28 protein-coding genes are annotated in these 23124 nt (G+C 71.7%); 15 read left to right on the top strand and 13 right to left on the bottom strand.

The genetic code is table 11. The features are described 5' to 3' along the window. Nucleotides 1–90 precede the first annotated feature (90 nt). Genes FB453_RS06995 through FB453_RS06985 form a run of 3 tightly spaced genes read left to right on the top strand, consistent with a single transcriptional unit; the run spans nt 91 to nt 2020 of the window. Nucleotides 91–1122 carry an aldo/keto reductase gene (locus tag FB453_RS06995; protein WP_145788447.1) on the top strand — a complete coding sequence of 344 codons (1032 nt, stop codon included), beginning with the start codon at nt 91–93 and terminating at the stop codon, nt 1120–1122. Then, nucleotides 1100–1408 (top strand): mycothiol transferase, encoded by a 309-nt coding sequence (locus tag FB453_RS06990; protein WP_486480189.1) that lies wholly within the window; start codon nt 1100–1102, stop codon nt 1406–1408. Before FB453_RS06995 ends, FB453_RS06990 begins: the two co-directional genes overlap by 23 nt. 24 nt (nt 1409–1432) lie before the next feature. Continuing rightward, nucleotides 1433–2020, top strand: coding sequence for a GNAT family N-acetyltransferase (locus FB453_RS06985; RefSeq protein WP_145788445.1), 588 nt, complete (start codon nt 1433–1435; stop codon nt 2018–2020). Here the strand turns inward: FB453_RS06985 and FB453_RS06980 are convergent, their stop codons facing one another. The 6 genes from FB453_RS06980 to FB453_RS06955 form a co-directional block, all read right to left on the bottom strand. Further along, complete coding sequence (locus FB453_RS06980) at nt 2021–3301, bottom strand: MFS transporter (RefSeq protein ID WP_145788442.1); 1281 nt, start codon at nt 3299–3301, stop codon at nt 2021–2023. It lies immediately after the preceding gene. A gap of 137 nt (nt 3302–3438) precedes the next feature. Next, nucleotides 3439–4707 (bottom strand): hypothetical protein, encoded by a 1269-nt coding sequence (locus FB453_RS06975; protein ID WP_145788440.1) that lies wholly within the window; start codon nt 4705–4707, stop codon nt 3439–3441. Further along, nucleotides 4704–5225, bottom strand: coding sequence for a SigE family RNA polymerase sigma factor (locus tag FB453_RS06970; protein WP_145788438.1), 522 nt, complete (start codon nt 5223–5225; stop codon nt 4704–4706). Before FB453_RS06970 ends, FB453_RS06975 begins: the two co-directional genes overlap by 4 nt. Before the next feature lie 137 nt (nt 5226–5362). Continuing rightward, nucleotides 5363–6265 (bottom strand): hypothetical protein, encoded by a 903-nt coding sequence (locus FB453_RS06965; protein WP_145788436.1) that lies wholly within the window; start codon nt 6263–6265, stop codon nt 5363–5365. After that, nucleotides 6252–7511, bottom strand: a complete 1260-nt coding sequence (locus tag FB453_RS06960) for a hypothetical protein (RefSeq protein ID WP_145788434.1) — start codon at nt 7509–7511, stop codon at nt 6252–6254. The genes FB453_RS06965 and FB453_RS06960 overlap by 14 nt, the downstream gene beginning before the upstream one ends. A gap of 93 nt (nt 7512–7604) precedes the next feature. Next, nucleotides 7605–7850, bottom strand: coding sequence for a flavin reductase (locus FB453_RS06955; RefSeq protein ID WP_145788432.1), 246 nt, complete (start codon nt 7848–7850; stop codon nt 7605–7607). 240 nt (nt 7851–8090) lie between these two features. Between FB453_RS06955 and FB453_RS06950 the strand changes: the two genes are divergently transcribed. Beyond that, nucleotides 8091–8858 carry a Scr1 family TA system antitoxin-like transcriptional regulator gene (locus tag FB453_RS06950; protein WP_145788430.1) on the top strand — a complete coding sequence of 256 codons (768 nt, stop codon included), beginning with the start codon at nt 8091–8093 and terminating at the stop codon, nt 8856–8858. Further along, nucleotides 8849–9040 carry a DUF397 domain-containing protein gene (locus tag FB453_RS06945; RefSeq protein WP_112679871.1) on the top strand — a complete coding sequence of 64 codons (192 nt, stop codon included), beginning with the start codon at nt 8849–8851 and terminating at the stop codon, nt 9038–9040. Before FB453_RS06950 ends, FB453_RS06945 begins: the two co-directional genes overlap by 10 nt. A 96-nt stretch (nt 9041–9136) precedes the next feature. On the opposite strand, the gene FB453_RS06940 is transcribed toward FB453_RS06945, so the two are convergent. Next, complete coding sequence (locus tag FB453_RS06940; RefSeq protein ID WP_145788428.1) at nt 9137–10369, bottom strand: MFS transporter; 1233 nt, start codon at nt 10367–10369, stop codon at nt 9137–9139. Nucleotides 10370–10437: 68 nt separating this feature from the next. Here FB453_RS06940 and FB453_RS06935 point away from each other — a divergent pair, with 68 nt between their 5' ends. From FB453_RS06935 to FB453_RS06905, 8 genes are all read left to right on the top strand, one after another. After that, on the top strand, nt 10438–10953 hold the full coding sequence (locus tag FB453_RS06935; protein WP_222431320.1) for a MarR family winged helix-turn-helix transcriptional regulator: 516 nt from the start codon (nt 10438–10440) through the stop codon (nt 10951–10953). A 55-nt stretch (nt 10954–11008) separates the two neighbouring features. Further along, nucleotides 11009–11524: a DUF2087 domain-containing protein gene (locus tag FB453_RS06930; protein WP_145788425.1), complete on the top strand. Its 516-nt coding sequence runs from the start codon at nt 11009–11011 to the stop codon at nt 11522–11524. A gap of 52 nt (nt 11525–11576) precedes the next feature. Beyond that, nucleotides 11577–12053 (top strand): MarR family winged helix-turn-helix transcriptional regulator, encoded by a 477-nt coding sequence (locus tag FB453_RS06925; protein ID WP_112586945.1) that lies wholly within the window; start codon nt 11577–11579, stop codon nt 12051–12053. A 76-nt stretch (nt 12054–12129) separates the two neighbouring features. After that, a complete protein-coding gene (locus tag FB453_RS06920) occupies nt 12130–12543 on the top strand; it encodes a DUF6069 family protein (protein WP_145788424.1) in 414 nt (137 codons plus the stop codon). Nucleotides 12544–12626: 83 nt separating this feature from the next. Then, on the top strand, nt 12627–12761 hold the full coding sequence (locus FB453_RS34805) for a hypothetical protein (protein WP_486480188.1): 135 nt from the start codon (nt 12627–12629) through the stop codon (nt 12759–12761). A 30-nt stretch (nt 12762–12791) separates the two neighbouring features. Beyond that, the gene (locus FB453_RS06915; protein ID WP_486480187.1) at nt 12792–13316 is read left to right on the top strand and encodes a GNAT family N-acetyltransferase; all 525 of its coding nucleotides are present in this window, start codon (nt 12792–12794) and stop codon (nt 13314–13316) included. Between the two features lie 72 nt (nt 13317–13388). Beyond that, entirely contained in the window at nt 13389–13814 is a 426-nt protein-coding gene (locus FB453_RS06910; RefSeq protein ID WP_145788422.1) for an Hsp20/alpha crystallin family protein, read from the top strand. Nucleotides 13815–13885: 71 nt separating this feature from the next. Next, entirely contained in the window at nt 13886–14884 is a 999-nt protein-coding gene (locus tag FB453_RS06905) for a tyrosine-type recombinase/integrase (protein WP_145788420.1), read from the top strand. Between the two features lie 22 nt (nt 14885–14906). Here FB453_RS06905 and FB453_RS06900 read toward each other — a convergent pair whose 3' ends face one another. From FB453_RS06900 to FB453_RS06890, 3 genes are all read right to left on the bottom strand, one after another. Beyond that, the gene (locus FB453_RS06900) at nt 14907–15278 is read right to left on the bottom strand and encodes a VOC family protein (RefSeq protein WP_145788419.1); all 372 of its coding nucleotides are present in this window, start codon (nt 15276–15278) and stop codon (nt 14907–14909) included. Between the two features lie 62 nt (nt 15279–15340). Beyond that, complete coding sequence (locus tag FB453_RS06895; protein WP_145788418.1) at nt 15341–16513, bottom strand: outer membrane protein assembly factor BamB family protein; 1173 nt, start codon at nt 16511–16513, stop codon at nt 15341–15343. Between the two features lie 32 nt (nt 16514–16545). After that, a complete protein-coding gene (locus FB453_RS06890; protein ID WP_145788416.1) occupies nt 16546–18249 on the bottom strand; it encodes an acyl-CoA dehydrogenase family protein in 1704 nt (567 codons plus the stop codon). A 146-nt stretch (nt 18250–18395) separates the two neighbouring features. Between FB453_RS06890 and FB453_RS06885 the strand changes: the two genes are divergently transcribed. Both FB453_RS06885 and FB453_RS06880 read left to right on the top strand, forming a co-directional pair. Further along, the gene (locus FB453_RS06885) at nt 18396–18854 is read left to right on the top strand and encodes an Rv0361 family membrane protein (protein WP_373861155.1); all 459 of its coding nucleotides are present in this window, start codon (nt 18396–18398) and stop codon (nt 18852–18854) included. A gap of 52 nt (nt 18855–18906) precedes the next feature. Next, on the top strand, nt 18907–20061 hold the full coding sequence (locus FB453_RS06880) for a low temperature requirement protein A (protein WP_145788415.1): 1155 nt from the start codon (nt 18907–18909) through the stop codon (nt 20059–20061). Here FB453_RS06880 and FB453_RS06875 read toward each other — a convergent pair. The 3 genes from FB453_RS06875 to FB453_RS06865 are packed head-to-tail and all read right to left on the bottom strand — an operon-like array spanning nt 20028 to nt 22977. Continuing rightward, nucleotides 20028–20744: a thymidine kinase gene (locus FB453_RS06875; protein ID WP_145788414.1), complete on the bottom strand. Its 717-nt coding sequence runs from the start codon at nt 20742–20744 to the stop codon at nt 20028–20030. The genes FB453_RS06880 and FB453_RS06875 overlap by 34 nt on opposite strands. A gap of 56 nt (nt 20745–20800) precedes the next feature. Beyond that, nucleotides 20801–22192 carry an MFS transporter gene (locus FB453_RS06870; RefSeq protein WP_145788413.1) on the bottom strand — a complete coding sequence of 464 codons (1392 nt, stop codon included), beginning with the start codon at nt 22190–22192 and terminating at the stop codon, nt 20801–20803. Nucleotides 22193–22209: 17 nt separating this feature from the next. Next, on the bottom strand, nt 22210–22977 hold the full coding sequence (locus FB453_RS06865) for a glycerophosphodiester phosphodiesterase family protein (RefSeq protein ID WP_145788412.1): 768 nt from the start codon (nt 22975–22977) through the stop codon (nt 22210–22212). Nucleotides 22978–23124: the final 147 nt, after the last annotated feature.

Below are 23124 nucleotides of genomic sequence, written 5' to 3'. Positions count from 1 at the left end.
CGGCGCTCAACGCGCCGCGGCGGTCCGCCCCGTGCGGGTGGTCGGACCGGGTGCGAAGATCAGCTTTGTCACTCGGACCGAAAGGACGATATGCGCTATCGCACTCTGGGCAACACCGGCACCCTGGTGTCCACCCTCTGTCTGGGCACGATGACCTTCGGCGCGGAGACCGACGAGGCCGGCAGCTTCGCCCAACTGGACCGGTTCGTCGAGGCCGGCGGCACCTTCATCGACACCGCTGACGTCTACTCCACCGGCGTCTCCGAGGACATCATCGGGCGCTGGCTGCGCAGCCGACCCGACCTGCGCGACCGCCTGGTGATCGCCACCAAGGGGCGGTTCCCGATGGGCCCGGGGACCAACGACGCCGGCCTGTCCCGGGTGCATCTCACCCGCGCCCTGGACGCCAGCCTGCGCCGACTCGGCGTCGAGGCCGTCGACCTGTACCAGGCGCACGCCTGGGATCCGCTGACCCCGCTGCCGGAGACGCTGCGGTTCTTCGACGACGCGGTCAGCGCCGGCAAGATCCGCTACGCGGGGGTCAGCAACTTCACCGGCTGGCAGTTGCAGAAGGCCGCCCTACTCACCCAGCACCTCAACCTCACCCCGATCGTGACCCTGCAACCGCAGTACAACCTGCTGGCTCGGGAGATCGAGTTCGAGTTGGTGCCGGTCTGCGAGAACGAGGGCATCGGCATCCTGCCGTGGTCACCGCTGGGCGGCGGTTGGCTGACCGGCAAGTACCAGCGCGACAGCACGCCCACCGGCGCGACCCGGCTCGGCGAGAACCCGCAGCGCGGCGTCGAGGCGTACGCGGGTCGGAACGCCGAGGAGCGCACCTGGCGGGTGCTCGACGCGGTCCGCCAGATCGCCGAGGACAGGGGCGTGTCCATGTCGGCGGTGTCGCTGGCCTGGCTGGCGGCCCGACCGGCAATCACCTCGGTGATCCTCGGCGCGCGGACCACCGACCAGCTCGACGACAACCTGACCGCCGCCGACCTGGTCCTCGACGCCGAACAGATGCGGCTGCTGGACGAGGCGAGCGCCCCGCTGGTGGGCGACTACCCGTACGGCGCGGCCGGGGTGCGCCAGCGCGGCCGTGACCTGCCGGCCGGATCATGACCTCGTTCCCCGAGCCCACCGACCCGGCCGGCAGCCGCACCGAGGTCTTCCTGCGCTCGAGACCCGCGCGGACCTGGTGGCGGCGCTGCGGGTGCAGGGCGCGCACACCACGGCCGTGGTGACGGCACACGACCTGGCCGAGATCGGCGCGCCGGGCCCGCGGTGGAACGGCGCGGACCCGGCGTCGCTGGAGCGGGTGCTGTTCCACCTGGTGCAGGAGTACGCCCGCCACTTGGGCCACCTCGACGTGGTCGCCGAACTCGCGGGCAGCCCGACCGGGAAGTGAGGCCGCCGGCTCGATAATGGGCTGATGCCGCTGCTCGTCGCACCAGCCCTGCCCGCCGGAAGCCTCGCCGCCCAGGAGCAACCCCACCTTCCGGTACGCCCCGGGCTGGCCCTGCGGCCGTGGCGCGACGACGACGCCCCGGCAGTGCGGGCCGCCTTCGACTGTCGGCAGATCCAGCGGTGGCACGTCCGGCGCATGGACGGCGACGACGAGGCGCGGGCGTGGACGGCGCAGTGGGCCGGCCGTTGGCGTGACGAGACGTCGGCCAGTTGGGCCGTCGTCGACGCCAACGACCGACCGCTGGGTCAGGTGGGGTTGCGGGGCGTGCTGCTGGACGAGGCGTCGGCGCACCTGTCGTACTGGTTGGTGCCGGCCGCGCGTGGTCGGGGCATCGCCACCGAGGCGCTGGGGGCACTCACCCGGTGGAGTTTCACGCGGGCCGGTCTGCACCGGCTGGCCCTGGAGCACTCGACCGCCAATGCGGCGTCGTGCCGGGTGGCCACGCGGGCCGGCTTTCCGGTGGAGGGCGTGGCCCGGGGGTCGGTTCGCCACGCCGACGGCTGGCACGACATGCACCTGCACGCACGGCTGCGCACCGACGGCCCGACCTGATCAGATTGTCGGCGCGGATGGTGTCGGCGTTGCACCAGCCTCGTCGGCGCGTCGCATCGCCCGCGGCAGCCGCAGCGCGACGACGCCGGTGGCCACCAGGCCGCCGACGCCCGCAACCATCAGGGTCACCGGGGCGGAGGTGGCGTCCAGCAGGACACCACCGGCGAGGTAGGACGTCGCGGCGGCGACCCCGATCGCACCGTACAGATTTCCGAAGACCCTGCCGAGCATGCCCGGTGGCACCGTGCGTTGCAGCAGCGTGCTGGAGGCGACGTCCATGGCTGCCAACCCGAACCCACGGACGGCCTGCAGGGCGATCGCGGCGGCGACGGCCCAGGCGAGCCCGGTCAGCAGGTTGCCGCTGCTGCTGACGGCGAAGCCCGCGATCAGCAGCAGCGGCATCGACGCCCGGGTGCCCCACCTGGACAACATGGCGTAACCGGCCACCAGTCCGACACCGACCGCGCCCAGCAGAAGCCCGACCGCGGATTCGCCGACGTGAAAGGTCTTCTGGGCCAGCAGCACCAGGGCTACGTCGTCGACCCCGTTGAAGGCGACCACCGCAGTGAAGCCAAGGAAGATCACCCGCACCGTCGGAACACTCAACAGATAGGCGATGCCCGCTCTGGCCTGTCGCAGCAGGGACGGCTGGCGCCCATCGCCGGTTGCTGGCGGTAGTGAGGGGAGCGTCGCGAGCAGGACGGCCGAGACCAGGAACGACACGGCGTCGACGATCAGCACACCACGCAATCCGACCAGGGGGAACAGGGCCGCGGCGAGCAGGGGGCCGACCGCCTCTGCCGCGTTGGAGCCGAACCCGAGGGTGGAGTTGGCGGTTTCCAGGTCACGGTCACCGACCAGTGCGGGCACCGCCGCCCGAGATGCCGGTTGGAAGAGCTGCGACGCGGTGGCGCGAACCGCGACGAGAGCCAGCAGCATTGGCAGCGAGGGCATTGTCAGCACGATGACCAGCAGGACCACAGCTTGGATGAGTTCGCAGACGACCATCAACCGTCGGAGATTGAGCCGATCAGCGAGGGCTCCGGTGAAGGGACCCAACAGGGATGGAGCGAAATCTCCGACAAGGAGCAGAAGCGCGACCGCCAGTCCCTTACCCGTCGTCTCGGCGACGTGGAAGATCAGAGCGACGAGGCTGAGTGAATCGCCCGCGTACGAGACGAGCCGTGCCGAGAAGAGCGTTCGGAATGGCCTGTTGCGGCGAAGCAGTTGGGTGGGACGCAACGGCGCAGCGTCTGCCGTGGCGGACGCTGCGCCGGGCATCTCGAACTTCCCCTGTCGCCGAGGGCTGCGGTGCGGGGTCGTGCTGCCGATACAAAGGACGGGTGAACCAGCCTGTGGGTGAAGGTAGCCATCAACGCGTCGGTGAGCGCGGTATTTACGGTTGTCGGGGAGCTGACTCAGGAAGCGACCGGGACGTTGGTGGTGGTCCCGTTGGCGTCGGTGACCCGTACCTCGGTCGCGGTCGCGGGCAGGAGCGCCGCGTTGCGGCCGGCGTCCTGCCACTGACCGTCGGCGATCTGGTAGCTCAGCGCCGAACCCTCGGCGGCGACGAGAATGCCCTGGTTGTCGGGCAGTCGTAGCCGCACGGGGAGGGGCGCCGACCAGTCCGCGGTCGTGCTGGCCACCGCTTCGAACGGAAGATATTTGCGGGCGAGCAGCGCGATGACGCGGGCCGGGTCGTCGTCGTACTGGACGGTTTCCACGAGGAGCCGCCGGCCGTCGGGGGTTGCCCCGTAGACCCACAGGAGGGGAGAGCCGTTGTGGGTGTGCGCTCCGACAGGGTCGATGTATTCGGCGAGGGCTTCGGTCGGCGCGTTCACCTCTTTGGCAGCCGGATCGGTGCCCCAGACCTGCTCCGCGCCGGGCAACGTGTGGCGAAGAAGCGGTGGTGCGGGCCGATCCTTGTTGCCGGGGAAGTAGATCTCGCTCGTGCCGTCGATGTGAATCGCGTTCTGCCGTTCAACGGGAGTCCGGGAGAGCGCGACGGTGAGCTTCGTGCGCTGCGGCGGCACCGACAACACCGCCGCACCGTCCTGGAATGCCACCGGCTCGAAGGTCCGCTCGACCTTGCCATCGGGCTTGTACCGCAGTTGCGACGAGAACTGCACCGGTTGCCCGAAGTCCAGCACAAGGAGTACGTCGCGCTGCGGTCCGAGCAGCGCCGCCTGCTCAAGGCCGTCTGTTTCGCTGTCGGTGGCCTGGGTCAGGGTGCTGACGCGCGGGTCGCCGGCGGTCGGTTCGACGAACCCCACAGTCGTGCCGTGTGCGGTGGCGTGGGCGACGTAGGCGGCCGGGCCAGCAGGCGTACCTCCTGCCCACACGACGTGCGGCTCGCCGCGCGTCCGATCTCCGACCTCCTTGATCCGGCGCTGCCACACCTGACGGACCTGCCGCAGGTATCCCTCGTCGGCGGCCAGATCACCGCGAGTGGGCTGGTCGAGCAGCCGTGAAGCGACAGGTGTATCTCCGGCGTTGCCGGGCAGGTCGAGGACGCCAGCCACGGGCACGGCCACCACAGCCGCGCAGACCGCCGCCAACACGGCCCGCCGGCGCACCACCCGCCGCCGCCCACCCCGACGCACCTCAGCGAGCAGGCCCGGTGGGCTGACCAGGTCGACCGTCGCGCGATGCAGGATGGCGCGCACGTCACTGTCGTTCATGGTCATCGCGAACTCCCGGGTCCAGTGATGGGCATGACGAAATTCGATCCGGCCAGCGCTTCTCGCAGCCGAGCCAACCCACGGGAGGCGTGGCTCTTCACCGCACCCTCGGAGCAGCCCATCGCCGCGGCGACGTCGACGATCGGCAGGTCTTCCAGGTAACGGAGCACGACAGCGGCCCGCTGCCGAGCCGGCAACGCCCGCAGCGCCCCGACGACCAGCTCGCGAACCGCCACCGCGTCGGCGTGGTCCCGGGCAACCCCGTCGTGGTCGCCCAGCGACTGTTCCGGACGCCGGGCACGCCACCGCCACCGGTTGATCGACCGATTGACCAGCGCACGTCGCGCGTACGCCTCCGGGCTGATCTGCACCCGGCGCCAGCGCACATACATCTGCTCCAGCACCTCCTGAAGCAGGTCCTCCGCCGCGTGCCGGTCCCCGGTCAGCAGGAAGGCAACCCGCAACAGCACACCCGACCGTGAGCGAACGAAGTCGTCGAACTCCACCCCCCGCGAATCCCTCATCTGACCTCCCGGCCTCGTCAACCAGCAAGACACCGGGTGGGCTCGCGAGGTTTACCGGTCCGGCAACTTCGCCCCGGCGGGTCGGACCCGCGTGGAGGGCGTGGGCCGGTGATCCGGGGTGGGGCCGCGGTCGGCGGTCAGTAGGGGCATCTGCGCCCGTCGCGCACCATCTGCGCGTACTCGGCGCCGGTGATGCGCAGCCGATCGGTCTCAGTGCCGTCCTTGGCCCGACAACCGTCGAACGGACTGAGGTAGACCCAGGTGTAGGCCGAGTCGTCCGCGCGCCCGGTTACCTCGAACGGCTTGTCACCGGGTGCCGAGATCACCATTGTCTGGCGTCGTCCGTCGGCGAGGTAGTCCAGCTCCAGTCGCCATCGGCAGTGCTGCTTGGCGCTGAGCGCTCGTACCTGGATGACGTTCTTCTCACCCTTGGGCAGGGTGATCTTGTGGGTGGCGAAGAACGGGGCACCGGCATCCTCGCTATCCGGGTCGTCGACAAGCATGCGGGGGTTCGGCCGGTCGACGTGTGTCACGAGGACGACCTTCTTGGAGTCGCCCTGGGATTCGTTGGGCTCCTGGATCCCGGTGAGTGGGGGACGGCAGGGCTCGACGAGGACGGGCCGGAGGTCGACGGCCTCGGCGGCCTCGTCCCGGGTGCCGACGAGGGTGATCTCCCAGGTGCTCCGTTCGATGTCGACAGCGCCGGCCTCGACGGCCGGATCGTCCGGCCGTTTGGCGTCCAGGCGAGCCAGGTCGGCGCCGGCGGGGTAGACGTAATCGAGCGCACCCTCCTGCGGGTAGGGAACGTGTTTCAGGTCCAGGACGACGACAGGCCCCCGCCCGGCCAACTGCTCGGCCAGCTCGTTCGCGGGCTTCCACTGGTTGATCGTGCCGAGGACGACGGTGCCGAGCCAGGTGGCGACGGCACCGACCACGATCGTCAGCAGCCAGGTGACGGGACGCTTCCACCAAGCGACGGTTGCCGGCGCGGGCGGCGGCGCGGCCTTACGGCGACGCGGGCGCTTGTTACGTGGACTCATGGACCGGAGTCTCCTGCGTATCGGTGGACGTGTCGGTGGACGTGTCGGTGGACGTGTCGGTGGACGTGTCGGTGTCGAGGAGCCGACGGGCCAGCAGCACCGGCAGCGCGACGAGCCAACCCCAGGCCGCGCCGAACCGCAGCGCTGAGGTCAATTGCAGGCCGAGGGACTGCCAGGGCGCGCAGCCGGTAGGGGAGTCCGAGATGGCGCAGTCGACGAGGACGTCGGACGTCGCGGTCAGCGCGGACGCCGCGATCGTGGCACCCCAACAGACGACGACGAGCCCGAGGCGGTGCCCGGAGTTCGGCAGGCCGGCGAGCAGCGCCCAGAGCAGGAGCCACAGCACCACCAGCAGGGCGAGGGCGAGCACCGACCTGTGCACCCATACGTCCATCGACAGGGGATTCGGGTCGATCTCGTGGGTCAGCCGATATTCGACGTCGTCGCGTCCGTGCGGCGGCGGGGACAGGGCGGGGCGGGACAGGAACACAGTGAACAGCGCCAGGGGCCCTCTCCCCGAATAGCTGTCCCACACCGCCTGGGTGCCGTTGATCAGCATGAGCACCAGCACCGGAAGGACGCCGGCCAGGGCAAGATTCGCGCTGCGTCCTCGCACGTCGCCGATCAGCGGAACGCGGGCAGCGGGCGCGCTGTCGTCACCTTCGTCGGTGTCTTTCCTGAGCCGGTCCAGCAGCAGTATCGCCAGGCTGGTTGAACCCACCAGGGAGGCGTTCGCGCCCGCCAGCAGGCAGCCGAGAAAGAGGGCGTCGGACGTCCAGCCGGTCAGCGTCAGGTGCGCGCTGGCGAGGAGCGTGGAATGGTCCAGTGCCTCGTTGGCGTACCAACCGGTGGGGACGGTGTGGACGCGGACCACGAGGGTGGCCCACCAGAGCAGGTCCCCGATCGCCGTGGCGGTGAGGGCGGCGGCCGCACCGACCATCGCCGCGACGAACGGGTGCGTCCGCCGGGTGACCAGGCCGCAGGCCAGGTACGTCGACACCCCGACCAGCAGGATCACGACCCAGCGGATCAGCGGCGTCACCGCGTCCATCATGGGAGCGGTGATGGGGTCGAGGGGGGCGAAGAAGACCACCCCCTTCGCGACGAGGGTCCGGAAGTCGTCGGCGGTCCGCGTGACGGTGATCGGCCCCGACATGGAGTTGACCTCGGCGGTGACCCCCAGGTAGATCAGGATGGCGCCCACAGCGGCGAGCACGGCGACGACGATCCTGAATGGTCGGCTCATCCGGGTGGCCTCATCCCGGGGCGGGTCGTCACGCCGTCAGTCTCCCGCATCGTGCTGACTCGTACAGACCCCCGGAGGTGGTTGACGACCGCCTCAGCGGGCTTCCGCCCAGCCGACGAAACGCGGGGTCAGATCGGGCAGCGCGACGTCCGGGTTGAGCTTGGTGAGATCAGTTAAGGCTTCCTCCTGGACCTTCGCCAGGTGGCTCAACAGGCCCGGTCGATCCTCGCGGTACTCGCCGAGCAGGCGCAGCTTCGCGGCCGAGCACGGCCACAGGATGCCGCAGACCGGGCAGCGCCACGACGGGCGCAACGGGGAGTGCTTCGGGCGCTCGGGCATCAGCGGATCCCCACTGTTGCGCAACGCCGGACCGGTGTGGGTTTGCTGAATTGGACGCTCGCGGCGGTGGTCAACAGGACCACGTCCCCGGCCCTGAAAGCGTTCCGTACCTCGTTCTGCACAGCTTCTCCTTTTCGTTGCAGCACCGTCTACAACGCACTTTGCCGGGGGTTGCTGGACAAACACACAGCGTTAACTAATCTTCTCGGAGCAGCGGATTTGTTCCAGGGGAGGGACGGCATGAACCACGCCTTTGTCGCGGCGCTGGCCGCGGCGGGTCACACCGCCGAGAGCCTCGCAGGTCAGCTCGGTGTGCACCCGAAGACCGTCGCCAGGTGGGCAAACCCGGGGCACATTCCCCAGAGTCGACACCGTGCGACAGTGGCGGGGCTGCTGGCGAAGGACGCCGACGCGCTGTGGCCGGACGTGGTCCGTCGCCGTGAGCCGGTGTGGTTCCGGCCGTGGGTCGACCTCGAACGTGAGGCCGTGACGCTGCGATCGTTCCAGCTCGCGTGGGTGCCCGGGCTGCTCCAGACCGAGGCGTACGCCAGGGCGACCCTGGCCGGCGGGGTGCTGACACCGGAGGCGGTCGCCGAGTTCGCCGAGGCGCGGATCAACAGGCAGGCGATCCTCGGCCGGGGAGGTGGCCCGCTGCTGATCGCCGTGCTGGACGAGGGGGTGCTGAGGCGGCGCGTCGGCGACGACCGCGGGCTGATGGCGGTGCAACTCGCGCGCCTGCTCGGGCACGCCGAGGCGGGCGCCGTGCAGCTCCACATCGTCCCGGCGGACGCGCCCAGCTACCCCGGGCTCGACGGACCGTTCACCATCGCCGACATGCCGGACGGGTCACGGGTCGCGCACGTCGACAGCGCGGCACGGGCGCAGATCCTCGATCAAACGTCGGATCTTGTTAGCCTGGAACGACGGTGGGAGCGTATTCGCGGCGAGGCCCTGCCCCGAGGGCGTTCGTTGGAACTTCTCAGAGAAGCGGCAGCATCATGGACATGACCGGTGCGCGGTGGCGGAAGAGCACGAAGAGCGGCGGCAACGGCGGTGACTGCGTCGAGGTTGCCGACAACCTTCCGGGCGTGGTCCTGGTCCGTGACACGAAGGACCGCGACGGCGGCACGCTGACGTTCAGCCCACAGTCGTGGCGTGGCTTCGTCGCGATGGCCCGCGACGCCGGCTGAACGAACCACATCGGACGAAGGCTCCCGGCGCTGGCCGGGAGCCTTCGTCGTGGGTGGGCCCGGCCGTCGGCCACCGCGCATCGACGAACGATCTGATCAACGGACGACGACGGGGTCGGCCGGTTGCGGTTGCGGGGCCGCCGGCCAGGTGAGTCGGCGTACGCCGGGCACGAGGGCGGTGCCCGCGCAGGCGGCGAGAACCAGCAGACCTGCGACGGCCAACGGAACGGGTGCGCCGAACGCGTCGGCTGCCAACGGCGCCAGGGCGTAGCCCAGCGGCATGGCGGCCAGCGACACCAGCCAGTCGTACGAGGTGACCCGGGCCAGGACCTCCGGCGGGAAGTGGTGCTGCACGACTGTCTCCCACACCGGGTTGAGGTAGCCGAGGGCGGTCAGCGCCACCGCATAGGCGGCGATCACCGCAGGGGCGGGCGCGGCGACGGCGAGCAGGAACAGTGGGGCGGCGTAGCAGGCCAGCCCGAGGTTGGCCAGCAGCACCGGCCTGTGCAGCCGGACCCGCCCGGCCAGCAGCGATCCGGTGAGCATCCCGATCGCGCCGGCCTGCAACAGCAGCACCCAGGTCGTCTCGCCGCCCAGGCGGTCGATGGCGACGGCCGGCCCGAGGGTCATCAGCACGGCGGCGGCGCCGTTCCACACGCCGTGCCCGAGCAGGCTGGTCCAGAACCAGTCGCGGGCGCGTACCTCGCCGAAGCCGTGCCGCAGGTCGCCGAGGACGGAACGGCGGGGCAGCGGCACATGGCGGACCCGCACCAGCGCGAGCAGCGCGGCGCTGAGCGCGAAAGACGCGCCGTCCAGGATGAACGCCCAGCCGGGCCCGGCGGCCCAGATCAGCGCGCCGGCCAGGGCCGGGCCGGCGAGGCGGCTGATGTTGGCGGTGATCCCCATCAGGGCGTTGGCCTTCTGCCGGTCGGCCGGTTCGACGGTGCCGGCGACCAGCGGGGACGCTGTCGGAATGGCGAACGCCGAGGCGGTGCCGCCGAGCGCGGACGCCACCACGACTGTGGTCAGTGACGGGTCGCCGCCGAGCAGCTCGACGCCGACCGCGAGCTGCGTGGCGCAGCGGACCAGGTCGGCCAGGAGGGCGACCCGGCGGGCGTCGAACCGGTCTGCCACCACCCCGCCGAACGGCAGCAGGACCAGCCGGGGGACGACCGCCGCGGCGAGGATGACGGCCAGCGCGCCGGTGGAGCCGGTGGCCCGCAGCACGGCCAGCGCCAGCGCGGCGGGCACCACCGCGTCGCCGAGGGCGGAGATGGTGCGACCCAGGAACAGCAGCCGGAAGGAGTGGTTGCGCAGCGGGTGAGCCATGGCCACAACATACTTCGACGTCGAATATTTCGGCAATGAATATTTCGGCACTGAGGTAAGCTGGCAAGGTGACCACCACTCCGGACGCCGTCGACCGGCACATCGAGCGCTGGCTGCCAGTGGTGCCCGACCTCGACGCGGACGTCGAGGGGGCGGTGACCAGGATGATCCGACTGACCCGGCATCTGCGGGCCGTCAAGGAGCGGGTCCTGGTCGACCTCGACCTGCCGGCCCACGAGTACGACACCCTGCACGCCCTGGCCGGCCGCGGTGGTCGGGCCGCACCCTCGGACCTCGCCGCGGACCTCACGATGGCCCCCGCCTCGATCACCGCGCGGGTGGACGCGCTGCTCCGGCGGGGCTTCGTACACCGGATCCCGTCGACAGTCGACCGTCGACGCGTCGACGTGGAGCTCACCGAGGCGGGTCAGGCCGCGTGGCGTGGGGCGATGGAGGTCCAGGGCGCCGAGGAGCACCGCCTGCTCGGCGCGCTCACCGCGACCGAACGGCGACACCTCTCCGACCTGCTGCGCCGGGTGCTGCTCGTCGCCGAACAGCCACAGAGCACGCCGCAGACCGACTGAGCGGGGCCGAAAATCGCCTGGCGGCCCGCGTACCGCTGATGCAAGGGTGACCGGCGTGACTACGCATGTGCTGGCCGGGGCCCTGGCCGACGACGGACGGCGACGGATCTTCGCGGCGATCGTGCTGGGTGCCACCAGCGCGACCGAGGTCGCCGAACGGACCGGCCTGCCGGCGCGGGTGGTGCTCACCGGGGTCCGCCGGCTCACCGACGCGGGCCTCGTCACCGGCGCGGACGGCGCGCTCGCGGCCGACGAGGCGTCGCTGCGGGCCACCGCGCGCGACGGCGGCCCGGCCGACGACGCCGCACCCGGCGTCGACCCGGTGCTGCGGACCTTCCTGCGCGCGGGCGTCCTGGTGAGTCTGCCGGCGCAGCGGGGTCGACGGAGGGTCCTGCTCGCGCACATCGCCGAGCAGTCGTTCAAGCCGGGCACCCGCTATCCGGAGCGGGCCGTCGACGACGCGCTCAAGCCGTGGTGCGCCGCGGGAGGGTCGGATCACGCGACGCTGCGCCGGTATCTGATCGACGAGCAGTTGCTGACCCGCGAGCACGGCATCTACCAGCGGCTCTGAACGCCGGCTGCGCGAACCGTCTGGTTGCAGAGGATCTTGCTAGCCTCGGCGCATGACCTCCTGCACGCCCACCGATGGCCCGCCGGACCTGTTGTTCCTGCTCTCCTGGGCGAGCCACTCGTTGCAGACCGAGCACGCCGCCGGGCTGGCCGAGCTGGGCATCTCGCCGCGGGCGCACTACGTGCTGGCCCAGGCCCACACCGGTGAGCTGACCCAGCGGGAGATCGGCGAGCGCTGCGGTGTGGACAAGACCACGATGGTCGTGACGCTCGACCAGTTGGAGCGGGCCGGGCTGGCCGAGCGCCGCCCGGTGCCAACCGACCGACGGGCCCGGATGGTCGCGGTGACGCCAGCGGGGGAGCAGGTGCTGCGGCAGGCGCAACAGGTGGTCCGGCGCATCCAGGACGACCTGCTGGCAACCCTGCCCGAGCAGGACCGGGAGGTGTTCCTGCGGGCTCTCCTGGCGCTGGTGAGCGGGCCACTGGCCAACACCTCCCCGTACGCGCCGGGGGCCCGTTCCGGCTGTTAGTTCCGAGAAAGATAGTTCCGAACCAGACTATCTGTTACGGTCGTACTCGTTCGTTTCCCCTGAACGAGGAGCCGTCATGAGTGCTGCCACCGTCACGACCCCCGCCCCCTCACCACTGCGCCGCCGCGCCCTCGGCGTCGCCGCCGCCGTCGTGGCTCCCCTGGCCATCTGGGCGATCGGCGCGCTGGCCGGAGTCGACTACACAGTCGAGAGCCCGGGCCAGCCCGCCACTGTCATCGGGGCCGGCGCGATCGTCATGATCGCCCTTGTCGCCGCCCTGCTCGGCTGGGCGGCGCTGGCGCTGCTGGAGCGGTTCGCCCCCCGGGTCGCCCGACCGGTCTGGATCTCGCTGGCCATCGTCGTGACGGTGCTGTCCTTCGTCCCCGTGCTCAGCGTCGAGGCCACCGGCGGCGCCAAGCTCGCCCTCGGCGCGACGCACGTGGCCGTGGCGGTCGCGTTGAACGCCCTGCTGCCCCGCCCGCGCCGGTAAGCGCCCGCTGGTATTCCCGCCGCCCACCTCGTGTCGCGCCGACCACGGGGTGGGCGAAACCCTCATGAGTCGATGCGCCGAGGTTGCTAGCATCGACGAGCGCCGCCGTCGTCGTCGCCACCCACGACCGGCAACTGCTGCGGGACCTGGCCGACTGGCCGCTGCTACGGGTCGACAAGGCCGTGACACCGGGTACGCGAACCGGGGCGACCGGATAAAACCGTTGACCGGGCGGTGATGATCAACAGGTGACCATTGCCGCCCGGCCCACCTGGACGACCAGCACCAGCCGGCCCGACCACCCCGACGGGGTGCTGCTGCTGCGCGAGTACATGACCGAGATGGTGGTTCGTTATCACCGTCGCCCGGCCCTGCCCGGCGAGGTCGACGCCGCGCTGGCCGAGCTACCCAGCGACGACCTGACCACGCCGAGCGGGCTGCTCCTGCTCGCCCACCACGGCACGGAACTGGCCGGCTGCGCCGGGCTGCGCTGGCAACCCGGCTGGGCCGAGCTGACCCGGGTGTTCATCCGCTCCGAGCACCGCGGCGCCGGTGGGGGCGCCGTGCTGCTGGCCGCCGTCGAGGAGCAGGCCCGCGCGGCCGGGGCGGACCGGATCCGGCTCGACACCCGCCACGACCTGGTCGAGGCCCGCGCCCTGTACGCCCGGCACGGCTACGTCGAGATCCCGGCGTACTCGCGGGGCCCCTACGCCGAACACTGGTTTGAAAAGCGGCTGTCCGAAGCAGTTGACGTCGGCGCGCGGACGCGCTAAATAAGAAGAGGAAGTTGAGTCACCCTGGCTCAACTCATCACCTTCGGCCAGGAGAACCGAGGAGGCATGACGATGTTGATGCGTACCGACCCGTTCCGCGAGATCGACCGGCTCGCCGAGCAGTTCTTCGGTACGGCGGCCCGTCCCGCGACGATGCACCTGGACGCCTACCGCGACGGCGACCACTTCTACGCGGCGTTCGACCTGCCCGGCGTCGATCCGGACAGCATCGACTGCACCGTCGAGCGCAACCTGCTCACCGTCCGCGCCGAGCGTCGCCGGCCCACCGGCGACGGCGTCGAACTGGTCGCCGCCGAACGCCCGATGGGCACCTTCACCCGGCGGCTGTTCCTCGGCGACACGCTCGACACCGACAAGCTGGAAGCCGGCTACGAGAACGGGGTGCTGACGCTGCGCATCCCGGTCGCCGAGCGCGCCAAGCCCCGCCGGGTGACCATCCAGGCCAACGGCGGCGCCCGCCGAGAGATCAACGCCTGATCCGACACAGTGACGGGTGGGACCGGCGCGCCTGCACGCCGATCCCACCCGAGGCTGAGAGCCTTTTTCACATGGTGTTCTCCGACGCTCCGGTGCTCGCCCGCCCGTCCGCGCCACCGGCGCTGCCGAGCGGGCCGGTCGAGGTCACCGAGGCGTGGCTGCGCAACCGGCGGCTGTCCGAACACACCCGCGACGCCTACCGACGTGACGTCACCGGCTGGCTCACCTGGTGCGCCGGTCACGACCTGGACCCGCTGCGGGCCACGTTCCTGCACGTCAACGAGTACGCCCGCGCGCTGGAAAGCCGCGTCGACGCCCGCAGCGGCCGCACACTGACCCCGGCGACCGTCGCGCGCCGACTCTCGGCGCTGTCCAGTTGGTACGACTTCCTGGTCAAACTGGGCGCTGTGCCGGCCAACCCGGTCTCCGGCGCCGACCGCCCCCGCGTCGACCGGGACCACTCCGCCACCGTCGGGCTCACCCCCGAGGAGGTGGACGCCCTGCTCAGCGCCGCCGACGCGGACACCGGCGCGACCGCCGTCCGCAACCGGGCGGCGCTCGCGCTCCTCGCCGACCTGGGTCTGCGGGTCGGGGAGCTGATCTCGCTGGACCTGACCGACCTCGGCACCGAACGCGGCCACCGCAGCGTGCGCTTCATCGGCAAGGGCGGCAAACAACGTCGCCGCGCCCTCACCCCCGGCACCGGGCACGCCCTGGACGCCTACCTGGCCCAGCGGGCCGCCACCACCGGCGTGCCGGTGCCGCAGCTCACCGGCCCGCTGCTGGTCACTGCCAGCGGTGCCCGGCTGGACCGGCACTCGGTGTTCCGGATGGTCCGTCGGCTCGCCCGCGCCGCCGGCATCCCGGCCTGGGCGAAGCTGTCCCCACACTCGCTGCGACACGCCTTCGCCACCACGGCCCGCTCGGAGGGCGTGCCGTTGGAGGACGTGCAGGACGCCATGGGGCACGCCGACCCGCGCACCACCCGCCGCTACGACCGGGACCGGCACAACCTCGACCGTGACCCGGCCTACGCGGTGTGGGCGGCCCGGTCGCGTCGTCGCGGCTGAGCAGCGCTCTCGCCGGGCCGTCTCAGCTCTGCGGGCGGGGGCAGATGCAGAACGGCTGCCCGATCGGGTCGAGAAGCACCACCCACCGCTCGCCGCCGGGCTGGAAGGCCGGCTTCGACGCGCCCGCGGCGACGAACTTCTCCTCCGCCGCCGCCAGGTCGTCGACGTAAAGATCCAGGTGGTAGCGCTTGTCGCCGGTCTGGTCCGGCCAGGAGGGCGGTCGGTAACCCTCGACCAGCCCGAAGCCGATGGAGACACCACCGGAGCTGATCATCGCGTACTCCGGTTGGCTGTGGGTGACCTCCCAGCCCAGCGCCTCGTGGTAGAACGCGGCGTGGCCGGCGGGATCGGAACTGTCGAGGTTGACCATTGCGAGGTCGGCAGAAGCTGTCACGCCGGCAGTATGCCGCCGGGGCCCGACAACTCCGGCCCGCGACACCGGCCCGCGAGCAAAGGTCAGGGGGCGTCGAGGGGCCAGAACGTCACGCGGGCCGTGCCGTCGCGGCAGATTAACCCGGCGCCGACCCGGCGGCAGTTGGTCACACCCGCAGGGAGCACTGCGGACACCCGATGACCGTCGCGTCCCACCGTCGCGATCAGGGAGCGCCTGCCGTCCTCCGCCATCCCCAGCACCACCAGGGGTTCCGTGGCGACCCGTGGGCCCGCCACCGTGCGCCACCGTGCCCCGGCCGGCCACGTCCACACTCGCACCCCGGTGCCCGCGTCGATCGCCCAGCGTCCCTGCTCGTCCTGCCCGCAGATCAAACCCTGGCAGGGCCGCAGGACCAGGTCACCCGGCTGCACCGGCGACCGCCAGCGCGGCACCAGCCCGGGTAGGTCGTAGCCGGTCAGCGCCACCGCGACGCCGCTCGGGTGGCGCAGCACCAGATGCGCGCCGACGACCTGGGGATTGTCCGGGCCGTAGTCGGCCGGCGGAAGCTGTCCCCGCCCGCGTTCGGCGCCGTCACGGGCGTCGAGCAGCCGGACCAACCCGTCGTCCTGCACCAGCAGCACCCGCCCGGGCAGGCCGGGCAGCGCCCGCAGCACCGCCGTGGAGGGCAGCGGGACCGACCACCGGGTCGCGCCGGTGACCGGGTCGACGCCGTGCACAGTGCCCTCGACCCGCCGACCCGGTTCGGCGGCGCTGCGCACCTCGCGCACGGCGACCGCCTCGTTCCCGGCCGCGTACACCCGTTCGGATCGCCGCCACACCGGCTGGCCGGTACGCAACGACCGCCCGGTGGTGACCCTCGCCCCGAGCGCCTGGTCGCGCTCGACCAGCAGCAACAAGTCACCGGCGACCTCGGCGGACCACCCGGCGGCGGGCGGCACGGTCACCCGCCACCGCGGCGGGCCGTCCGGCGCGGCCGAGTCGTAGGCGCTCAGCGTCGGCGGGTTCGGCTCGGGGTCGACGACCAGCAGCAGCGGCCCCGCGCCGAGCACTGTCGCCCGGGCGGGCACCGCCGGCCCGACCTGAGGCGTCAGGCGCGCGGCCGGGGCGGCACCACCGAGCAGGACACAGGCCGCCACCAGTGCCGCCACCCGCCATCGGCGGGACACCTGCGGCGGTGGCCCGCGCTCCTCCACTGGCGCGCCCCGGTCGTCACCCAGCTCGATCAGCACCGACATGGGGCGCCCACCCGTCCGCTCGCGCCAGCCGGTCAGCAGAGCAGGTCGAGGTGGTGGTGGGCGTCCTCGGCGATCTCCTCGTGCCGCAGCCAGCGGCGCGCCCACAGTCGGGCGGCCAACTCCGCCTGCTCGTCGCCCCACGCGGCGTGCTCGACGAGCAACGCGGTGGTCAGCGCGTACGCCAAGCGCAACGCCAGACCGCGGGCGCCCGCGAGCACCGCCGACGCACCCGGGTCGACGGTCACCGCGGTGATGGTCTCCGCCAACTGCGCGGCGGCGGTGGCCAAGGTGTCGGCCAGCACCGGCGACAGCGGCCGCGCCAGGTCGGCGGCGGCGGCCAGCCGGCTCAGCAGCGGCGCACCGGCGTCCTCACGGGTCAACGCGCGCAGCACGTCCAGGGCCAGCACATTGGTGGTGCCCTCCCAGATCGGCAGCACCTGGGCGTCGCGCAGCAGCCGGGGCACACCGGTGTCCTCCACGTAGCCGGCACCGCCGAAGCTCTCCACGTACTCGCTGGCGGAGCTGACGGCGAGCCGGCCGGTGGCCAGCTTCGCCAACGGCGCCACGATGCGCAGCTCGGCAGCGGCTTCCGGGTCGGCGCCGACCTCGACCCGCCCGAGCAGGGCGAAGGCGTGCCCAGCAAGAGCGAACGCGCCCGCCGCGTCGACCGCGAGGGTGCCCAGGGTGGCCCGGTGCAGGGGCGAGGACACCAGCGGGCCACCGGCGACGTGCCGAACCTCGGCGTACGCGCGGGCGTAGGCGAGACCGCGTCGCATCCCGCCGGCCGCCGCCGCGGCGTTGTGCACCCGGGTCACCACGACCAGGGTCATCGCCCGGACCAGACCGGGCACCGCCGGATCACCCAGTGGAAGGGCGTACGCGTCGCGCAGGCCGATCTCGACGGTGGGCAGCGCCCGGGTGCCGAGCTTGTCCTTGAGCCGGTGCACTGTGACACCCGGTGCGGTTGCGCCCGGCACCGCGCCGTCGGCCAGCGGTGAATCGACCGCGTACCGGGGGACGAGGAACGGGGCGAGCACCCGGCTGCCCCGCCCGGCGCCCTCCGGCCGGGCCAGCGCCACCGCCATCGCCGCGTCGGCGGCGGAGCAGAACCACTTCTCCCCGGTCAGCCGCCACGAACCGTCCGCCGCAGGTCGGCCGAGCGTGCTGGAGCGGCCCAGATCGGAGCCGCCCTGCGACTCGGTCATCCACTGCCCGCTGGTGATCGCCGTGGCCGGGTCCGTGGAGATCAGCCGGGGCAGCCACGCATCGCGGACCGTGGCGTCGACGTCGGGCATGCTGAGCAGCGCCGCCGCCCCGTCGGCCATCGCCACCGGGCAGGAGAACGTCGCCGACTCCGGCCCGTACAGGTGCAGCAGGGCGTGCTGAACGACCCGCGCGGCGGCACCCCAGGTGCCCCGGGCGTCCGGCAGGTAGGGCAACGCCACCACGGCGTGTCGGGCGGCGGCGGCGCGTTGCGCCTGCCAACCGGCGGAGGTGTCGATGCGGTCGATCCGGGCACCCCACGGGTCATAGCGGACCAGCGTCGGCGGATGCGCCTCCGCGTCGGCGTGCGCCGCCCGCAGCGGCCCGGTGACGTCGGCGGCCAGGTCCGCGAGACGGCCCTTCGCGGCGGCGTGCCCGCCCGGGCCGAGGTGACGCTCCAGCCAGGACCGCAGCAGGCCATCGCCGGCGTACGGGTCGACGGGGGGTGGTACCGGCTGCACGAAGCGGCTCATCGATCGGCTCCTGGCACTGCTCGGGGGTGTGCGCCGACGGTAGACGATGCGGGGCCGCCGCGAACAGGGCACACCCGCGCATCGGGCGCACCCAGTTTCTGGCTTGTCGCCCGTCGGCGTGAGCGTCTTCTCTACGGTCGGTAGTCGTGGGTGCGGGCCAGTCGTGGAGCCGACCGGCCCGGCGTCACCGCCCGATGCGCACCGGGTTGGCGTTCGCCGGGTTCGGCGTGGCGCTGTGCTGCGTGGGGGTGGCCGGGTTGGGCGCCTGGAACCTGCAGACCGTCCGGCAGGCCGCCGGCCCGATCCGGGAGACCGCCGACGGTTTCCTCAGCGAGGTGGCCCTCGGCGACAGCGACCGGGCGTACGAGCGGCTCTGCGAGGACGCGCGCAGCCGCTGGAGCGCGATCGGCTTCACCAGTTGGGTGCGGACACCACCGATGGTCACCGACTACGAGATCACCGACGTGTCAGTCGCCACCCGCAGCGGACGACCGCACGGCACGGTGACCGTGAAGGTGACCCGCGACGGCGGAATCAGCGAAGAACGTCGCCTGCCGGTGGTCCGTGAGGACGGCAACTGGCGGGTGTGCGGTGACCCCTTCTGAACCCCCGGTCGTTCGTCCGAAGCGGCCCTGGTTGCTGCGCGAGCGTCGGGGGGTGGAGCCGACCACATCGATGGAGCTCTTCTTCGACCTGGTCTTCATCTTCACCACCACCCAGTTGGCGCATTATCTGATCGCGCACCCGGACTGGCGTGGTGCCGCGCGCACCGCGCTCCTGCTGGCGCTGGTCTGGTTCGTGTGGATCTACACCGCCTGGGGGACAAACTGGCTGCGCCCCGACCAGGCACCGGTGCGGGCGCTGCTGATCGCGCTGATGCTGGGTAGTCTGCTGCTCTCCGCGGCGATCCCCGAGGCGTTCACCGGCGCCGGGCTGCTCTTCGCGCTGGTCTACGTGACCTTGCAGGTGGGCCGCACCGTGTTCGCGCTGTGGGCGGTGCAGGGCCAGCCGTGGCTGGTCGACGGATTCCAGAAGACGTTGCCGTGGTTCGTCGGAACGTCGCTGCTCGTGGTGCTCGGCACCGTGCTCGGCGGAGCCTTCCAGGAGACGCTGTGGGCAGCGGCGATCGTGATCGAGGTGATCGGCCTGTCGACCGGGTTCCCGGTCCCCGGTCTGGGCCGCAGTCCCGCCGAGCAGTGGATGGTGGAGGGCGGGCACCTGGCAGAGCGGTGCCAGGCGTTCATCCTCATCGCCCTGGGCGAGTCGATCCTCGTCACCGGGAGCACACTCGCGCAGCACCTGGACCTCGGGATGGTCGGTGCGTTCGTGCTGGCGTTCGCCGGTTCGGTGGCGCTGTGGTGGGTGTATTTCGCCCGGTCGGCCCCGGCGGCTGCGGAGGTTGTCGCGCACGCCGGCGAGCGCACCGGCGCGTTGGGCCGGCTGGCGTTCAACCACCTGCACCCCGTGATGGTCGCCGGCATCATCGTCACCTCGGCGGGCGACGAGCTGCTCCTCCGCGAACCCGGTGCCCCCGCCAGCACGGTCGCCGCGCTGTTCACCCTGGGCGGCCCGGCGCTGTTCCTGGCCGGGCACGCCGCCTACAAGGCAGTGCTGTGGCGGACCCTGCCGACCAGCCGGATCGCGGCGGTGCTGCTGTTGCTGGCGTTGATCCCGTTGTTCGTGAAGGTCGGAATTTCGGTCGCGGCGTGCGCCACGGTGGCGTTGGCGGTGACGGTCGCCGTGATCCTGGCCGACCGGGTGACCCGGGCACGGGCGGCTCAGTCGCGGGGGCCGAGGTCGCCGCTGCGGTAGTGCCGCCGGCAGAGCACCTGGTAGCGCACCTCGGCGGTGTCGACGGTGTCGCCGATGACGACCTGGGCGCCCTCACGGACGACCCGCCCGTCGACGACCCGGGCGTTGAGCAACCCTTCGCGGCCGCACCAGCAGAGCACCTCGACCTGGATGCGGGCCACCTCGTCGGCCAGCTCGAACAGGCGTTGCGTGGCGGGGAACAGCCGTGACCGGAAGTCGGTGGCCAGGCCGAAGGCGAACACGTCGACGTCGTAGCTGTCCACCAGCTCGGCCATCTGCTCGACGTGCTCGACGGTGTAGAAGCACGCCTCGTCGCAGATCAGGTAGTCGACGCGTACCCCGTCGGCCCACCGACCGCGCACCAGGGCCCGCAGGTCCAGGTCGTCGGTGACCTCGATGGCCTCGTGGGCCAGGCCGATGCGGGTGGTGACCTGCGGTCCCAGCGACCGGTCGATGCGGGTGGTGACCAGCCCGCGCCGGCCCTGCCGGGCGTGGTTGTAGTTCATCTGCAACGCCATCGTGGACTTGCCGCAGTCCATCGGCCCCCAGAAGAACTTCAACGCCGCCGCGTGCACCGGACGCCCGTCGAGTCCGCGCGCGGCCGCGCACCCGGCCGGAGCGTGCGGCTGGCCGGGAAACGGATGGGCCAGGCAGGTCGGGGCGGCGGCGGCGTCGTCAGTCACGGTCGGGCAGCCTAGCCGATCGACCGTTCCTGATCTGTTGGGTGCGGGACGCGTGCTCAGAGCACCCGGGGTGGGGTGTTGCCCGCGGCCACGATGGCACGGCGGATCGGCACGGCGGCGAGGAGCAGGAACCCGACGATGAAGAAGATCAGCAGTGAGACCAGGCCCACCCGGTAGGAGGAGGTGAGCTGGAACACCAGGCCGAAGGCGAGCGGGCCGAGCCAGCTGGTGCCCTTGTCGCTGATCTCGTAGAAGCCGTAGTACTCGCCCTCCTTGCCGGCCGGGATGAGCTGGCTGAACAGCGACCGGCTCAGCGCCTGGCTGCCACCGAGAACCAGGCCGATGGCCGCGCCGAGGACCATGAACGGCACCGGCGCCTCGGCGGGCAGCCGGAACGCGGCGATGATCACACCGGTCCAGAGGACCAGGCTGAGCAGCACGGTCTTCCAGGCGCCGATCCGCTTGGCCAGCGCGCCCAGGCTCAACGCGCCACCGAAGGCGAGGAACTGCACCAGCAGGATGGTGATGATCAGGGTGCTCTGCTCCAGCCGCAACTCCTCGGTGCCGTACTGGCTGGCCAGGGTGATGACGGTCTGGATGCCGTCGTTGTAGACCAGGAACGCCAACAGGAAGTACAGCGTCAACGGGTACGCCTTGACCTCGCGCATGGTGCGGGCGAGTTGCCGGAACCCGTCGGTGAGCACGTTGCCGCCACTGGCCAGGGCCGCGACGCCGGGGCGTTCGCGCAGCCAGCGCAACGGCACCAGCGTGAACAACGCCCACCACACGCCGGCGGACACGATCGACCAGCGGGCCAGGTCCAGGGTGCGCTGCGGGTTGTCGCCCTCGTCGAGCAGGGTGATCGCGACGAGGTTGAGGGCCAGCAGCAGACCGCCGCCGAGGTAGCCCAGCGCCCAGCCGCGACTGGAGATGCCGTCGCGTTCGTCGGGGCCGCCGAGCTGCGGCAGGAACGAGTTGTAGACCACGATCGCTGCGCCGAAGGAGATGTTGGCGACCAGGAAGAGCGCCCCGCCGAGCAGGTAGCGGTCACCGGTGACGAAGGCCATCGCGATAGTGGCGCCGGCGCCGGTGAACGCGGCGCCGCCGAGCAGCCGCTTCTTGTGCGCCGAGCGGTCGGCGATCGCCCCGATGACCGGCAGCACGAACACGGTGAGGAACACCGACAGCGAGATCAGGTACGGGTAGTAGGACCCGGCGGCGATCTTGATGCCCAGGGGGTAGACGGAGCCGTCGCAGGAGTCCGCGCCCAGTTCGCAGCCGGCCGCCAACTCGGCGACGGTGGTCAGGAACGGGCCGAGGAACACGGTGATCACGGTGGTCTGGAACGCGGAGTTGGCCCAGTCGTAGATGTACCAGCCCCTGCGCTCCCGGCGGGTGCTCGCCGGAGGCGGGGTGTCGTCCACCGTGGGGGTCACGGTCTCGGCCATCGGGGGTCCTTCGATGGTCAGGCGGCCCAGTGGCCGCGGCTGCGGTAGACGTCGCGCAGCACGCCGACGTGATCGGTCATGATGCCATCCACGCCACGATCCAGTAAGTCGTGCATCTGGGCTGGTTCGTCGATCGTCCAGACGTGCACCTGCAGCCCGATCCGGTGGCAGTAGTCGAGGAACCGGCGGTCCACCACCGGCACCCGCCCGTAGTGGGGCGGCACCTGCGCGGCGACCACCGACGGGGGCAGCCGCAGTGGCCGCCCGTGCAAGGAGGCCAGCCGCAGCCGGGCGACGCCGCGCATGCCCAGGCTGGTGGCGACCCGACCCTCGGTGAGCGCGCGCAGCCGGGTCAGCCGGGCGTCGCTGAACGAGGCGAGCAGCACCCGGTCGCCGGCGCCGGCCCTGGTCACGGTCGCCACCGTCGGCTCGACGCCGCCGTCGGCCTTCACGTCGATGTTGAAGCGGACCTGCGGCCACGCCCCCAACACCTCGTCGAGTCGGGGTACGACGGCAGCGCCGCCGACGCGTACCGAGGCGAGGTCGGCCCAGCTCATGTCGGCGATGCGACCCGCCTCACCGGTGACCCGGATCAGCGTCGGGTCGTGGAAGATCACCGCCACGCCGTCCGCTGTGGCGTGCACGTCGGTCTCCACGTACCGGTAGCCCAGGCCGATGGCCCGGGCGAACGCCTCGGTGGTGTTCTCGTCGCCCTCGGCGGCCCCGCCACGGTGGGCGAACGCCAGGGGCGCCGGCGCGTCGAGGTAGCCGAATCGGGTCAACACGCGACGCAGTATGCCCCCGGTTGGTGGAGCGCGGGTGGCCTGCCGGCGAAAATCAGGCCCGTGGCACCGGGTGCCACGCCCACCGCGCCGATCTTGCAGTTTCGGTCGTGGATACGCGTGGAACGTTCTTTATATCGGGACAGCAAG

It is taken from the genome of Micromonospora sp. CNZ322, from assembly GCF_007827755.1.
This window is presented reverse-complemented; position numbering and strand designations above follow the sequence as displayed.

What these genes read in the sequence shown, in the direction of transcription:
- FB453_RS06995 (WP_145788447.1), top strand. Translation starts at nt 91, where the DNA reads ATGCGCTATCGCACTCTGGGCAACACCGGCACCCTGGTGTCCACCCTC.
- FB453_RS06985 (WP_145788445.1), top strand. Translation starts at nt 1,433, where the DNA reads ATGCCGCTGCTCGTCGCACCAGCCCTGCCCGCCGGAAGCCTCGCCGCC.
- FB453_RS06980 (WP_145788442.1), bottom strand. Translation starts at nt 3,301, where the DNA reads ATGCCCGGCGCAGCGTCCGCCACGGCAGACGCTGCGCCGTTGCGTCCC.
- FB453_RS06975 (WP_145788440.1), bottom strand. Translation starts at nt 4,707, where the DNA reads ATGACCATGAACGACAGTGACGTGCGCGCCATCCTGCATCGCGCGACG.
- FB453_RS06970 (WP_145788438.1), bottom strand. Translation starts at nt 5,225, where the DNA reads ATGAGGGATTCGCGGGGGGTGGAGTTCGACGACTTCGTTCGCTCACGG.
- FB453_RS06965 (WP_145788436.1), bottom strand. Translation starts at nt 6,265, where the DNA reads ATGAGTCCACGTAACAAGCGCCCGCGTCGCCGTAAGGCCGCGCCGCCG.
- FB453_RS06960 (WP_145788434.1), bottom strand. Translation starts at nt 7,511, where the DNA reads ATGAGCCGACCATTCAGGATCGTCGTCGCCGTGCTCGCCGCTGTGGGC.
- FB453_RS06955 (WP_145788432.1), bottom strand. Translation starts at nt 7,850, where the DNA reads ATGCCCGAGCGCCCGAAGCACTCCCCGTTGCGCCCGTCGTGGCGCTGC.
- FB453_RS06950 (WP_145788430.1), top strand. Translation starts at nt 8,091, where the DNA reads ATGAACCACGCCTTTGTCGCGGCGCTGGCCGCGGCGGGTCACACCGCC.
- FB453_RS06945 (WP_112679871.1), top strand. Translation starts at nt 8,849, where the DNA reads ATGGACATGACCGGTGCGCGGTGGCGGAAGAGCACGAAGAGCGGCGGC.
- FB453_RS06940 (WP_145788428.1), bottom strand. Translation starts at nt 10,369, where the DNA reads ATGGCTCACCCGCTGCGCAACCACTCCTTCCGGCTGCTGTTCCTGGGT.
- FB453_RS06925 (WP_112586945.1), top strand. Translation starts at nt 11,577, where the DNA reads ATGACCTCCTGCACGCCCACCGATGGCCCGCCGGACCTGTTGTTCCTG.
- FB453_RS06920 (WP_145788424.1), top strand. Translation starts at nt 12,130, where the DNA reads ATGAGTGCTGCCACCGTCACGACCCCCGCCCCCTCACCACTGCGCCGC.
- FB453_RS06910 (WP_145788422.1), top strand. Translation starts at nt 13,389, where the DNA reads ATGTTGATGCGTACCGACCCGTTCCGCGAGATCGACCGGCTCGCCGAG.
- FB453_RS06905 (WP_145788420.1), top strand. Translation starts at nt 13,886, where the DNA reads ATGGTGTTCTCCGACGCTCCGGTGCTCGCCCGCCCGTCCGCGCCACCG.
- FB453_RS06895 (WP_145788418.1), bottom strand. Translation starts at nt 16,513, where the DNA reads ATGTCGGTGCTGATCGAGCTGGGTGACGACCGGGGCGCGCCAGTGGAG.
- FB453_RS06890 (WP_145788416.1), bottom strand. Translation starts at nt 18,249, where the DNA reads ATGAGCCGCTTCGTGCAGCCGGTACCACCCCCCGTCGACCCGTACGCC.
- FB453_RS06870 (WP_145788413.1), bottom strand. Translation starts at nt 22,192, where the DNA reads ATGGCCGAGACCGTGACCCCCACGGTGGACGACACCCCGCCTCCGGCG.